Origin of the sequence: Frondihabitans peucedani, from assembly GCF_039537585.1 — a bacterium.
Classification (GTDB): domain Bacteria; phylum Actinomycetota; class Actinomycetes; order Actinomycetales; family Microbacteriaceae; genus Frondihabitans; species Frondihabitans peucedani.
In genome coordinates, this window is record NZ_BAABAU010000004.1 from 198,589 (window position 1) to 211,965 (window position 13,377).

Genomic DNA, 13,377 nt, shown 5'->3' on the forward strand with positions numbered 1-13,377 from the left:
CTGATCACGCCGTGACAGGCACCCCCTGCAGTGCTCCCCGGACCGACGTCCACGACTCGAGGCGGGCCCGGACGTCGTCGCGGCGCTCCGAGCGGACCGCGGTCTCGTACGCCCTCTCGAGGACGTCGTCGATCGCGATCCTGCGCCCCTGGTCCTTCGACTCGATGGCCGCCTCGACCATGGCGAGACTCATCACGTTGCCGTGCACCTCGCCGTCGGGGGTCTCGCCCGAGCGGAGCGCCCGGACGAAGGCCGCGAGCGATCCCGCGATCTCCGCACCGACCGACGGCTGCGCCGCGAGGGGCGCAGGATCGGCGTCGGGCGTCTCGAAGGACGGCTCGTCGTCGCCGTTCCAGAGCGCGCTCCCGGCGGCGCCCGAGATGCGCCAGGCGCCGTTCCAGCTCGTCTCGAGGCCGGGCGCGCACCAGGAGCCGTTGTAGGTGTAGCGGATGCCGCCCTCGAACTCGAAGATCACCGAGGCCGCCGCGTCGCCGCGGAACCACGACCACGACGGGTTGTAGGAGTCGCAGTAGACCGAGACGGGGTCGCGGTCGAGGAGGTAGCGGACCGAGTCGAACGGGTGGATCGCCATGTCGAGGAGGAGGACGTTGTCCATCTCCTCGCGGAAGCCGCCGAAGTGCGGCGCCTTGGCGAACTCGGTCGACACCGTGCCGAGGTCGCCGAGGCGGGAGGCGGCCTGCTTGAACGCGACGAGCTGGTCGTTGTAGCGCCTCGACTGCGACACCATGAACAGCTCGCCGGTGACCTCTGCGGCGGCGGCCAGCGACAGGGCCTCCGCGACGGTCTGGGCGGCCGGCTTCTCGCCGAGCACCGGGAGGCCCGCTAAGAGCGAGTCGGTCGTCACCGGGTGGTGGGCGACCGGCACCGTGATGTCCAGGATCGCGTCCGGGTGCACCTGAGCGATGAGGGCCGCGAGGTCTGTGTGCACCGCGATCGAGTCGTCGCCGTAGACGGCGGCTCCGGCCCGGGCGGCGTCGAGATCGAGGTCGACGATGCCGACCAGCTCGACGTCGGGGTTCGCCGCGTCGTTCCGGATCCACGCCTGCCCCATGCTGCCGGCACCGACCTGAATCACGCGGAGCGGCTCGCCCTCCGAGCCGACGCGTCGGAAGGCGCTCACGCCTGCACCGGGGCTTCGAGCGGGTGGTCGAACGGGCCGGCGTAGTGCTGGCCGTCGAAGTACTCGCCGAGGTCGTAGCGGCGGAGCTGCGGGATCTCCCGCTCGTGCTCCGGGCGGGCCCAGTCGACGGCGTTCGCGATGACGCGGCGCACGTCTTTGTGGTGGTAGACGGGGAAGTCCTGGTCGCCGGGCGAGAAGAAGAAGATCTTGCCCCAGCCGCGCCGGTAGGTCATGCCCGAGCGGAACACCTCGCCGCCGGTGAAGCCCGAGATGAAGATGAGCTCGTCGGGGGTCGGGACGTCGAAGTACTCGCCGTACATCTCCTGCTCGGGGATGACGATGGGGTTCGGCACGCCGCGGGTGATCGGGTGCTGCGGGTTCACGGTCCAGACGAGCTCCTGGTCGTGCTCGCTCCGCCAGCGGAGGGTGCAGGTCGTGCCCATCAGCTTGCCGAAGATCTTCGACCAGTGGCCGGAGTGCAGGACGAGGAGCCCCATGCCGGAGAGGACGTGGCGGTGCACGCGGTCGACTATGAGGTCGTCGACGTCGCCGTGCGCCGCGTGGCCCCACCAGGTGAGGACGTCGGTGTTCGCGAGGAGCTCCTCGGTGAGGCCGTGCTCGGGCATGTCCATCGTGACGACGGTGATGACGGCGTCGGGCAGGTTCTCCTGGATGCCGGCGGCGATCGCGCCGTGCATGCCGTCGGGGTACCGCTCGGCGACGTGCGCCTCGACCTTCTCGTGGACGTTCTCGCCCCAGACGGTGACGCGGAGGGGGGTGGTGCTGGGTGCCATGGTGCTTCCTTCTTGTTCTTCGACGCGAGCGCGGTGTCAGGCGTCGACGGTCTGGTGGAGGTGGAGTCCCGCCGACACCGAGCCCCACGAGGCGAGGGCCTCGCGGAGGTGCTGCGGTGCGTCGGTGGTCAGTGCGGTCGCGTAGGCGTCCTCGAGGACGTCGGCCACCTCGATCCTGCGCCCGGTGTCGGCCGAGCGGACGGCCGCCTCGACCATCGCCAGGCTCAGGATGTTGCGGTGGGCCTCGGTGTCGGGGGTGCGACCGGTGCGGAGGGCGTCGACGAAGTCGGCCAGCGACCCGTCGATCTCCTCCGGCGAGGTGGTGCGGAGGGGAGGCGACTCGAGGCCGGTCGACTCGCCCGTCGCAGGATCGACCCGCTCGAGCGCGAGGGCCGTCTCGCCGTCCCAGGTGGCCGAGCCATGCGATCCGCTCGCGCGCCAGGCGCCGTTCCAGGACGTCTCGAGCCCGCGGGTGGTCCAGGTCCCCGTGTAGCGGTAGCGGGCGCCGCCCTCGAACTCGAAGAGGGCGTTCGCGACCGAGTCGCCCTCGAACCAGCTCCAGGGCGGGTTCGAGGTGTCGCAGGTCACCGACACCGGATCGGTGCCGAGCAGGTGGCGCGCGACGTCGAACGCGTGGATCGCCATGTCGACGAGGAGCGGGTGCGCCATCGTCTCGCGGAAGCCCGGGAAGTGCGCCTCCCTGGTGTACTCGGTCGTGAGCAGCGCGATCTCGCCGATCTCGCCGAGAGCGGCACGGTAGGCGGTGAGCGAGTCGTAGTACCGGCGGTTCTGGCTCGTCATGAGGAGCCGGCCCGCCCGGTCGGCGGCCGCCGCGGAGAGGAGGGCCGCGGCGACCGTCGGTGCGAGGGGCTTCTCCGAGAGGACGGAGAGCCCGGCCGAGAGGGCCTCGTCGGCGATCGGGAGGTGCGCCGCCGGGACCGTGACGTTCACGATCGCGTGGGCTCCCGTCGCCTCGGCGACGCTCGTGACCGACGTCCCCACGACGAGCCCGGGGAGGCCCGCCTCGTCGGCGGCCGCCCGCGCGAGGTCCTGATCGAGATCGACGATCCCGACCACCTCGGCGTCCTGCGACCGGTCGAGAGCGCCCAGCCAGGCCCGGCCCATGAGGCCGGCCCCGACGAGGACGATCCGGACCGGCGCCGCCGCGTCGACGAGGGGTGGGCGTGTCACTTCACCGCACCGCCCAGGGCGCCGGCCGCGATGTACTTCTGCGCGAAGATCAGCAGCACGGCCGCGGGCAGCGACGCCAGGACGGACGTCGCCATGACGGGGCCCCAGTCGGTCACGTTCGACCCGATGTAGTTGTAGATGCCCAGGGTGATCGGGCGCACCGCGTCGGTCGAGGTGAGCGTCAGAGCGACGAGGAAGTCGCCCCAGGCCCCGAGGAACGTGAACAGCGCTGCCGTCACGATGGCGTTGCGGCTGATCGGCACGACGATCGAGACGAAGGCCCGGAAGTCGCCCGCGCCGTCGACCAGGGCCGCCTCGACGAGGCTCGGCGGGATCGACTCCATGAACGCCCGCATGAGCAGGATCGCGAACGGCACCTGGACCGCGGCGTCGGCCAGGATCAGGCCGATGTACGAGTTGAGCAGCCCCACGTCGTTGAACAGCGTGTAGAGCGCGTTCGCGACGACGATCGTCGGGATCATCTGGGTGACCAGCAGGACGAGCAGGAGCGCGCGCGTCCCGCGCATCCGGAACCTCGCCAGCCCGTAGGCGGCCGGGGTCGCGACGACCAGCGTGATCAGGACCGTCCCGAGGCCGATCACCATGCTGGTGACGAAGTTCTGACCCTGCTGCGAGAGCGCCGCGCGGTAGCCGGCGAACGTCGGCGCCCAGGGGAACCACGTCGCCGTGGCCGCACCGGCCGTCGTCTGCAGGCTCGTGTTGATCATCCAGTAGACGGGGAAGATCATGATGCCCAGGAAGATGATCCCGAGGATCGTCAGCGGGATCGACCGCCCTCTCCCCTTCTTGCGGAGGGGCGCCTGCGTCGTCGTCGCCTCGCTCCGGCCGCGGATCCGCCGGGCGGCTCCGACCGCGCCGACGCTCATTCGTCGACCGCCTTCCGCGAGATCGCCAGGTAGATCATGGCGAAGACGAACGACACGAGGATCAGGACGTTGCTCACGGCGGCTCCGATACCGAACTGGAAGTTGATGAACGACTGGTGGTACGCGTTGGTGGCCAGCGTCTGGGTGGAGTTGGCGGGGCCTCCGCCGGTCAGGCCGAGGATGATGTCGACGACCTTCAGCGTGTAGACCACCCCCAGGACGATCACCACGCTCACGACGGAGCGGATGCTCGGCCAGGTGATGTTCCAGAAGGCCTTCCAGCCGGTGGCGCCGTCGAGCGACGCCGCCTCGTAGAGCTCCGGCGGGACCGACTGCAGACCGCTGTAGAGGATGGTCGTGTTGAACGGGATGCCGAGCCAGATGTTCACGCCGATGACGGCCACGAGCGCGAGGCTCGGGCTCACCAGCCACGGGATCGCCGGGACCCCGAAGATGCCGAGGAACTGGTTGAGCGCCCCGCTGTCCTGGTCGAGGAGCCACTTCCACACCGCGCTGGACGCGATCAGCGGCAGCAGCCACGGCAGGAGGAGCAGACCGCGGAGGAAGCCCGACAGCGGGAAGTTCCGCCGGAAGAACAGGGCCAGGCCGAGGCCGATCACGAACTGCATGATGATCGAGCCGGCGGTGAACAGCGCGGTGTTGACGACGCTGGTGGCGAAGACGGCGCTGCCGAACGTCGCGGCGTAGTTGGCGAAGCCGACCCACGGGGCCTCGCCGGTGAAGAACGTCTTGGTCGTGTAGTCCTGGAACGACATGATGACGTTCTTGACCACGGGATAGCCGAAGAAGACGGCCACGAAGACGACTGCCGGGGTGACGAACAGCCACCTTGTCATCCCGAGCATCATCCGGGCGCGGCGCTGGCCGGGCCTGATCGGTGTCAGAGCCGTTTCCGGCCTGACTCGCGTCTGCACTGACACGCTCATACTGTGTTCCTTCCCACTGCCCTGGTGGGGAGCCGGCCGCCTGGGCGACCGGCTCCCCGTCGACCTACTGGTTCTGCGACTGCGCCTGTTTGAGCGCGTCCGCAGGAGAGGCCTTGCCGGTGAGGGCGAGCTGGACAGCGGTGTAGATCTTCGTCGCGGCCTTGGGCCAGTCGGGTCCGAGCTCACCGGTGCGAGCGCGGGCCGTCTGGACGGTCGTGACGAACGAGGAGACCTGCGGGTGGGTCTTGCCCCACGCCTCGGAGGCCGTGATGTTGGTCGGGACGTTGCCGGTGTTCTTGGCGATGACGGTCTGCATCTTCGCGGCGTTGAGGCAGCCGACGAACTTGCCGGCGAGCTTCATCGTGGCCGCGTTCTTGGTCTGCGGCACGGTGAACGCCTCGCCGCCGAGGGGTGCCACGGGGGCGCTCCCGGTGCGGGTCGGGATCGGGACGCTGTCGAACTCGAGGCCCTTCGCGGCGTTCAGGGTCGGCAGCTGCCAGGGGCCGTTGATCATCATGGCCGCCTTGCCGGCGATGAACTGGGTGTTGACGTCGGCCTGGGCCCAGTTGATCGAGCTCTTCGAGAGCGAGCCGTCGCTCTGGAGGTCGTTCACGAACGACAGCGCCTGGGTGGCCTCGGTCGAGTCGATGTTCTTCTCGTCTCCGCCGTTCGACCAGAGGAACGGCAGGAACTGCCAGGTGCCCTCGTAGGTGTTGATGTTGCTCATCGCGAAGCCGTAGGTCTTGCCTGTGGTGAGCTTCTTGGCGGCGGCGCGCAGCTCGTCCCAGGTCTTCGGAGGCGTGACGCCCGCATCCTGGAGCAGCTTCTTGTTGTAGTAGAGGGCGATCGAGTTCGTCACGGGCTGGAGGCCGTAGAGCTTGCCCTTGTAGGTGTTCGCGGCCTTGACGGCGGGGACGTCGCCATCGGCGCTGAGGCCGTAGTCGCTGAGTGGCGAGAGAGCGCCCGAGGAGGCGATCTGCTGCACGTCAGGATTGTCGAGCATGAGCACGTCGGGCAGGGTTCGCGACGAGGCCTGCTGCAGCACCTTCGCGATGAGCCCGGCGCCGGCGACGTGGTTGATGGTCAGGGTGGCCCCGACCTTCTTCGCGCAGACGTTGTAGTTGGGGTTGTAGGTGGCGGTGTAGTAGTCCTCGATGGTCAGCTTCGAGCCGCCGGCGGACGAACCGCCTCCGGACGAGCAGCCGGTGAGGACGAGGGCGGCGGTGGCCACCATCGCTCCGGCGCCGACGAGGCTGCGGAGCCTCCTCGAACGGGTGTGTTCAGGGAATCTAGGCTTCATTGCTTAGCTCTTCTCTTGATGGGTGCAAGGCAGGGCACGCATCGACGACTCCACGGACGTCATCGTCTCTGTGTTCCCGAGTTCGGAAAACGTAGCAGTAAAGCGCTTAGATGGTAAAGCGCTTTAAGAAAAATTCTCCGAGGCCCCGAGCACTACGCTGAGCACGGGAGAAGGAGGCCGAATGGCGACCATGCAGGAGGTGGCCACCCACGCGGGTGTGTCCATCGCCACGGTGTCGTTCGTCGTCAACGGGACGAAGAGGGTCTCTCCCGCGACACGCGAGCGGGTCACCGCCGCCATGACCGAGCTCGGCTTCCGCAACAACGTCGTCGCCCGTGCTCTCGCCAGCAAGCGCACCCGGATCATCGCCCTGCTGTTCCCCGCCCTCGAGCACCGCCTCGGCGGCACCGCCCTCACGTTCTTCATGAGCGCCGCGAGCCGCGCGTCCGACCTCGGCTACCACCTGATCCTGTGGCCCGTCGACACCGGCCCCGACGAGCTCCGCGACCTCCTCTCGGGCGGCCTCGTCGACGGCGTCGTGCTCATGGAGGTCAAGATGCACGACACCAGGATCGACAGACTGGCCGAGCTGCGCGTCCCGTTCGTCGCCATCGGGCGCACCGCCGACGTCGACGACCTGCCCTTCGTCGACATCGACTTCGAGACCACCGTCGAGGAGGGGCTCGACTACCTCACCGGCCTCGGGCACGAGCGCATCGGGCTCGTGATCGAAGACCTCGAGGGCACCTCGATGGCCGGCTACGGGCCTCACGTCCGGAGCGAGCGCACCTACCGCGACTCCATGGCGCGGCGCGGGCTCGAGCCCGTCGTCGTGTTCTGCGGCCCGGGCGCGGCAGGCGGGCGTCAGGCGGCGACGGATCTGCTGGCCGCCGATCCTGCGATGACCGCGACGATGATCATGAAGGACGACTCGGCGTTCGGTCTCGTCCGCGGCCTCCTCGCCGAGGGGCGCAGGGTGCCGGACGACTTCTCGGTCCTGTCGCTGTCGTCCTCGACGGAGGCCGGCGCGACCAGCGAGCCGGCTCTGACCACGATGAACGCGCCCGGGCACGAACTCGGCACGCTCGCCGTCGAGGCCCTGATCGAGCGCCTCGACGGCAAAGCCGGGCAGGATGCGCCGCTGCCGCACGTGCTGCTGCCGTGCATCCTGCACGAGGCCGGTTCGACGGCGGCTGCGCCGGCGCGCTAGCTGTTGGGCTGCGCGCCGGCGCCAGCCGTCACTCCGACTTCTGCGCGAAGGCCGCGTCGAAGGCCGACGTCGGCTGCGGGAACGACAGCGCGCGGACGAAGGCCAGCGCCTCGGGCGCCCCGACGAGGCGGTCCATGCCGGCGTCCTCCCACTCGACCGAGAGCGGACCGGTGTAACCGATCGAATTGAGCATCCTGACGGCGTCCTCCCACGGCACGTCGCCGCGGCCGGTCGAGATGAAGTCCCAGCCGCGCCGCGGGTCGGCCCAGGGAAGGTGCGACGACAGCCGGCCGTTGCGGCCGTTGAGGCGCTTCTTCGTGTCCTTGCAGTGCACGTTGAAGATGTGCTCCTGGAAGTCCCACAGGAACCCGACCGCGTCGAGATCCTGCCAGACCATGTGCGACGGGTCCCAGTTGATGCCGAACGACTCACGGTGCCCGATGGCCTCGAGGGTCTTCTTCGTGGTCCAGTAGTCGTAGGCGATCTCGGAGGGGTGCGGCTCGAGGGCGAAGCGGACGCCGACCTCCTCGAAGACGTCGAGGATGGGGTTCCAGCGGTCGGCGAAGTCCTGGTAGCCGGCCTCGACCAGCTCGTCGCGCACCGGCGGGAACATCGCGACGTACTTCCAGATCGACGACCCGGTGAAGCCGGTCACCGTGGCTGCGCCGAGGCGCGCGGCGGTCCGGGCGGTGTTCTTCATCTCCTCCGCGGCACGCTGACGCACGCCCTCGGGGTCGCCGTCGCCCCAGACGCTGTCGGGCAGCATGTCGCGGTGGCGCTGGTCGATCGGGTCGTCGCAGACGGCCTGGCCCTTGAGGTGGTTCGAGATGGCGAAGACCTTGAGGCCGTTCTTCTCCAAGATCGCCTTGCGGTCTGCGATGTAGGCGTCGTCGGTGGCGCCGCGGTCGGGATCGAGGTGGTCGCCCCAGCAGGCGATCTCGAGGCCGTCGTAGCCCCACTCGCCGGCGAGCCGGCAGACCTCCTCGAAGGGCAGATCGGCCCACTGGCCGGTGAAGAGGGTGATCGGGCGTTCGATGCTCATGCGCGTGCTCCTTCGGTCGCGGTGGAGGTGGTGGTGTCGCCGTCTGTGGTGCCCGCGGTCGTCGTCCAGGCGCTGCCGCCGTCCGAGCTGCGCTCGACGGCCTCGAGCACGCGCTGGACCTGGAGGCCGTCGGCGAACGACGGGGTGGGCTGCTCCCCGGCGGCCAGCGCGTTCACGAGGTCGACGAGCTGGTGCGAGAAGCCGTGCTCGTAGCCGATGGTGTGCCCGGTCGGCCACCAGTTGGCGAAGTAGGGGTGCTCCGGCTCGGTGACCAGGATCCGCTTGAACCCGAGCAGGTCGGACGGCGCCTCAGCGTCGTAGAACTCCAGCTCGTTCTCGCGCTCGAGGTCGAAGGCGAGGGCGCCCTTCGAGCCGTGGATCTCGATCCTGAACGCGTTCTTCCGGCCCGTGGCGAAGCGGGTGGCCTCGAAGGTGCCGATCGCGCCGCCCGAGAGACGCGCGGTGAAGAGGGCGACGTCGTCGACGGTCACCTGCCCGCGCTCGCTGGACGCCGCGCCGCCGAGGCTCGTCTGCGCGACGCTCTCGTCGAGCAGCGGGCGCTCGGTGACGAACGTGTGGAGGAGGCCCGACACACTGTCGAGCGTCTGGCCGGTGATGAACTGGACCGCGTCGATGGCGTGGGCTCCGATGTCGCCGAGCGAGCCCGATCCTGCCTTCGACTTGTCGAGGCGCCAGGTCATCGGGCCCTCCTCGTCGACCAGCCAGTCCTGGAGGTAGGCGGCCCGCACCTGGCGGATCTGCCCGAGGGCTCCGCGGGCGACCAGATCGCGGGCGAAGGTGATGGCGGGCACGCGGCGGTAGGTGAACCCGACCATCGCGAAGACGCCCTTCTTCGCCGCCTCGGCCGCGGCTGCGGCCATGACCTCGGCCTCCTCGACCGAGTTCGCGAGCGGCTTCTCGCAGAGCACGTGCTTGCCGGCGGCGAGGGCCGCGACGGCGATCTCGACGTGGGTCGAGCCGGGCGACGAGATGTCGATCAGGTCGATGTCAGGATCGTCGACCACCTCGTGCCAGTCGTTCGACGTCTTCTGCCAGCCCCACTTCTCAGCCGCGGCCGTCGTGGCGGCGGCGTTGCGGCCGACGAGGGTCGACATCACCGGGGCGAGGGGCAGATCGAAGAAGCGCGGCGCGACTCGGAAGGCCTGCGAGTGGGCGGCACCCATGAATCCGTGGCCGACGAGGGCGACTCGGAGTTCCGGGGGGTGGACATCGGTCATGGCGACTCCTTCGTCGGGTCTCCCCTTGCATTCGGCTCGGGGAACTAATATGTTCTTCGCAACAACAAATCACCATAGATGCTGAGGATGACCCATGGCAACGACGCCCACACCCGCCGACAAGTTCTCGTTCGGTCTCTGGACCATCGGCTACAACGGTAGTGACCCCTTCGGCGGTCCGACCAGACCCCCGCTCGATGTCGTCGAGGGCGTGACCAAGCTCGCCGAGCTCGGCGCCTGGGGACTCACCTTCCACGACGACGACCTGTTCGCCTTCGGCTCGACCGACGCCGAGCGCCAGACCCAGATCGACCGCCTCAAGGGCGCAATGGCCGACACCGGCATCGTCGTGCCGATGGTCACCACGAACCTGTTCTCCGCCCCCGTCTTCAAGGACGGCGGCTTCACCTCGAACGACCGCGACGTGCGCCGCTTCGCCCTCCGCAAGGTGCTCCGCAACCTCGACCTCGCCGCCGAGCTCGGCGCCAAGACGTTCGTCATGTGGGGTGGCCGCGAGGGCGCCGAGTACGACTCGGCCAAAGACATCCAGCAGGCTCTCCACCGCTACCGCGAGGCCGTCAACCTGCTCGGCGACTACGTCACCGACAAGGGCTACGACATCCGCTTCGCCATCGAGCCGAAGCCGAACGAGCCCCGCGGCGACATCCTGCTGCCGACCCTCGGCCACGCGCTCGCCTTCATCAACTCGCTCGAGCGTCCCGAGCTCGTCGGCGTGAACCCCGAGGTCGGCCACGAGCAGATGGCCGGGCTGAACTTCGCCGCCGGCATCGCCCAGGCGCTCTACCACGGCAAGCTCTACCACATCGATCTCAACGGCCAGCGGGGCATCAAGTACGACCAGGACCTCGTCTTCGGTCACGGCGACCTGCAGAACGCCTTCGCTCTCGTCGACCTCCTCGAGAACGGCAGCCCCACCGGCGGCCCGACCTACGACGGCCCGCGTCACTTCGACTACAAGCCCTCGCGCACCGACGGTGTCGACGGCGTCTGGTCGTCGGCCGCCGCCAACATGCGCATGTACCTGCTGCTCAAGGAGCGCGCCGCGGCCTTCCGCGCCGACCCCGAGGTGCAGGAGGCGCTCAAGGCCTCGAAGGTCGCCGAGCTCTCGGTGCCGACGCTCAACGAGGGCGAGTCGTACGACGACCTCCTCGCCGACCGCTCGGCCTTCGAGGACTTCGACCCGGAGCCCTACTTCGGCGGCAAGTCGTTCGGCTTCGTCCGCCTGCAGCAGCTGGCCGTCGAGCACCTGATGGGCGCCCGCTCCTAACCCCTCGAACCCTCGCGTTCGGCTGCCGCACTCCGCCTAGGCGGGGTGCTGCGGCCGATCGCGAGGGTTTCCTCGTGCTCCTCGTGCTCCTCGAAAGGAACCGCAATGACGCTGGTCGCCGGCATCGACTCGTCCACCCAGAGCTGCAAGGTCGTGATCCGCGACGCCGACACCGGCGCACTGGTCCGGCAGGGCTCGGCCACCCACCCCACCGGGACCTCCGTCGACCCCGACGCCTGGTGGGACGCCCTGCTCGTGGCGATCGATGCCGCGGGCGGTCTCGACGACGTGTCGGCCATCGCGGTCGCCGGCCAGCAGCACGGCATGGTGACGCTCGACGCCTCGGGGGTGCTCGTCCGCGACGCGCTGCTGTGGAACGACACCCGCAGTGCGCCGGCCGCCGCGGCGCTCCTCGAGGAGTTCGGCCCCGAGGCGATGGCCTCGCGCACAGGATCCCTGCCCGTCGCGTCGTTCACCGCCACCAAGGTGCGCTGGCTCCGCGACGCCGAGCCCGAGAACGCCGCCCGCGTGGCCGCCGTCGCGCTCCCCCACGACTGGCTGACCTGGCGTCTCCTCGGATACGGCCCCGGCGACTCCCCGCTCGGCCCCGACCTCGACGCGCTCGTCACCGACCGCTCCGACGCGAGCGGCACCTCCTACTGGACCCCGTCGACCGGCGAGTACGACCTCGAGCTGTTCGAGGCGGCCTTCGGGCGCGCGGCGCGCGAGGCGACCGGCGCAGGATCGGCCGGCTCGGCAGACCAGGCGGAGAGCCTCGTGATCCTGCCCCGCGTCATCGGTCCGTCCGAGTCGGCCGGCACCACGGTCGCCCACGCCTCCATCCCGGCGGGAGTGGTCGTCGGCGCGGGCATGGGCGACAACGCCGGTGCGGGCCTCGGCCTCGACGCGCACGAGGGCGACGTCGTCATCTCGATCGGGACCAGCGGCACGGCCTTCGCGGTGACTTCTGAGGCGACCACCGACCCGACCGGCGTGGTCGCAGGCTTCGCCGACGCGACCGGCGCATTCCTGCCGCTCATCGCCACGCTCAACGCGGCCCGCATCCTGACCGCCACCGAGGCGATCCTGGGCGTGGGTCACGACGAGTTCGCCCGCCTCGCCCTCGCCGCCGCCCCGGGTGCCGGCGGCGTCGCGCTGGTGCCGTACTTCGAGGGCGAGCGGACCCCGAACCTGCCCGACGCAACCGCGACGTTCGCGGGCCTCACGCTCGACGGCTCGACGCGGGAGAACATCGCGCGCGCGGCGGTCGAGGGACTCATCTGCTCGCTGGCCGACGGCATGGACGCCGTCCGGTCGCTGGGAGTCCCGGCACACCGCGTGCTGCTGATCGGTGGCGCAGCCCTCAACCCGGCCGTCCAGGCGGTCGCCGCCCAGGTGTTCGACCTGCCCGTCGCCGTCCCGGAGCCGGGCGAGTACGTCGCCGACGGCGCCGCTCGGCAGGCGGCGTGGGCCCTCGGAGGATCCCGCCCCGGCTGGCCGGTCGAGGTCCAAGCGACGCTCGACCCCGATCCGCAGCCCGTCGTGCGGGAGCGCTACCGCGCCGCGCAGGCCCTCGGCTCGATCCCGCGGCCGTAGCCGCCGGCCGCGTCGCACCCCCGTCCGTCCTCCGAACCTCTGCGCTGCGGGGTTCGGGGTCCGGACGGGGGTGCTCGCGGCGGTTCCGCTACGCGGCGGGAGGCGCCGGCCGGTTCCGCACCAGGACGATGACGACCGCCACGACGGCGACCGCGATGATGCCTCCGCCTACGCCGAGCGCGACGCCGAGGCCGCTGGACGACGACGAGCCCGCCTCGGAGTCGCCCGAGCCGGTCGCGGACGAGCCGTCGCCGGCGCTGCTGCCGCTCGATGCCTGGTCTCCGCACGCGGGGCGCGCATCGGCACCTGAAGCAGCCGTCGCGCTCGACGGCCGGTCGTACCGGAACACGATCGAGCTCGAGACGGTGTGCCCGTCGGCCGACACGATCTGCCACCGGACCGTGTAGCGGCCCGAGTCGCCGAGATCGACCGGGACGCTCACGTCGGTGTCGGCGATCGTCGGGCAGCCGGTCTCGAAGTGCTTGCCGGCCGGCCCGGTGACCTCGACGACGTTCGACGACCCGTCGCCCGAGAGGTCGAGCACGCGGTCGTCGAACGTGAGCACGACCTTCGACAGCGCAGTGCTCTGCGTCGAGTCGGCCTTCGGGTTCGACGACACGAGGTAGTCGTGGGCGCTCGCGCCCGCGGCCGGGAGGAGCGCCAGGGCTCCCGCGGCGACGACGAGCCCCGCCGCGGCCAGGGCCCGGCGTGCCAGCCCGACTCGAGTTCGACTGCCCCGCACC

General features: G+C 70.2%; 12 protein-coding genes. 3 read left to right on the top strand and 9 right to left on the bottom strand.

Features of this window, described 5'->3' with window-relative positions; translation table 11 throughout:
- Positions 1–4: 4 nt before the first annotated feature.
- From ABD733_RS14325 to ABD733_RS14350, 6 genes are all read right to left on the bottom strand, one after another.
- The gene (locus ABD733_RS14325) at positions 5–1,141 is read right to left on the bottom strand and encodes a Gfo/Idh/MocA family protein (RefSeq protein ID WP_344797393.1); all 1,137 of its coding nucleotides are present in this window, start codon (positions 1,139–1,141) and stop codon (positions 5–7) included.
- Positions 1,138–1,935 (bottom strand): ThuA domain-containing protein, encoded by a 798-nt coding sequence (locus ABD733_RS14330; RefSeq protein ID WP_344797395.1) that lies wholly within the window; start codon positions 1,933–1,935, stop codon positions 1,138–1,140. Before ABD733_RS14330 ends, ABD733_RS14325 begins: the two co-directional genes overlap by 4 nt.
- Before the next feature lie 36 nt (positions 1,936–1,971).
- Positions 1,972–3,126 carry a Gfo/Idh/MocA family protein gene (locus ABD733_RS14335; RefSeq protein WP_344797397.1) on the bottom strand — a complete coding sequence of 385 codons (1,155 nt, stop codon included), beginning with the start codon at positions 3,124–3,126 and terminating at the stop codon, positions 1,972–1,974.
- Positions 3,123–4,013 carry a carbohydrate ABC transporter permease gene (locus ABD733_RS14340; protein ID WP_425552931.1) on the bottom strand — a complete coding sequence of 297 codons (891 nt, stop codon included), beginning with the start codon at positions 4,011–4,013 and terminating at the stop codon, positions 3,123–3,125. The genes ABD733_RS14335 and ABD733_RS14340 overlap by 4 nt, the downstream gene beginning before the upstream one ends.
- The gene (locus ABD733_RS14345; protein ID WP_425552932.1) at positions 4,010–4,960 is read right to left on the bottom strand and encodes a carbohydrate ABC transporter permease; all 951 of its coding nucleotides are present in this window, start codon (positions 4,958–4,960) and stop codon (positions 4,010–4,012) included. The genes ABD733_RS14340 and ABD733_RS14345 overlap by 4 nt, the downstream gene beginning before the upstream one ends.
- A 64-nt stretch (positions 4,961–5,024) precedes the next feature.
- Positions 5,025–6,260, bottom strand: a complete 1,236-nt coding sequence (locus ABD733_RS14350) for a sugar ABC transporter substrate-binding protein (protein WP_344797401.1) — start codon at positions 6,258–6,260, stop codon at positions 5,025–5,027.
- 181 nt (positions 6,261–6,441) lie between these two features.
- On the opposite strand from ABD733_RS14350, the gene ABD733_RS14355 reads away from it, so the two are divergent.
- Entirely contained in the window at positions 6,442–7,470 is a 1,029-nt protein-coding gene (locus tag ABD733_RS14355) for a LacI family DNA-binding transcriptional regulator (protein WP_344797403.1), read from the top strand.
- A gap of 28 nt (positions 7,471–7,498) precedes the next feature.
- On the opposite strand, the gene ABD733_RS14360 is transcribed toward ABD733_RS14355, so the two are convergent.
- Entirely contained in the window at positions 7,499–8,506 is a 1,008-nt protein-coding gene (locus ABD733_RS14360; protein WP_344798016.1) for a sugar phosphate isomerase/epimerase family protein, read from the bottom strand.
- Positions 8,507–8,508: 2 nt separating this feature from the next.
- On the bottom strand, positions 8,509–9,750 hold the full coding sequence (locus ABD733_RS14365; protein ID WP_344797405.1) for a Gfo/Idh/MocA family protein: 1,242 nt from the start codon (positions 9,748–9,750) through the stop codon (positions 8,509–8,511).
- A 94-nt stretch (positions 9,751–9,844) separates the two neighbouring features.
- On the opposite strand from ABD733_RS14365, the gene xylA reads away from it, so the two are divergent.
- On the top strand, positions 9,845–11,038 hold the full coding sequence (xylA, locus tag ABD733_RS14370; RefSeq protein ID WP_344797407.1) for a xylose isomerase: 1,194 nt from the start codon (positions 9,845–9,847) through the stop codon (positions 11,036–11,038).
- Between the two features lie 105 nt (positions 11,039–11,143).
- Positions 11,144–12,634: a xylulokinase gene (locus ABD733_RS14375; RefSeq protein WP_344797409.1), complete on the top strand. Its 1,491-nt coding sequence runs from the start codon at positions 11,144–11,146 to the stop codon at positions 12,632–12,634.
- 88 nt (positions 12,635–12,722) lie between these two features.
- On the opposite strand, the gene ABD733_RS14380 is transcribed toward ABD733_RS14375, so the two are convergent.
- Positions 12,723–13,376 (bottom strand): copper resistance CopC family protein, encoded by a 654-nt coding sequence (locus ABD733_RS14380; protein ID WP_344797412.1) that lies wholly within the window; start codon positions 13,374–13,376, stop codon positions 12,723–12,725.
- Position 13,377 lies beyond the last annotated feature (1 nt).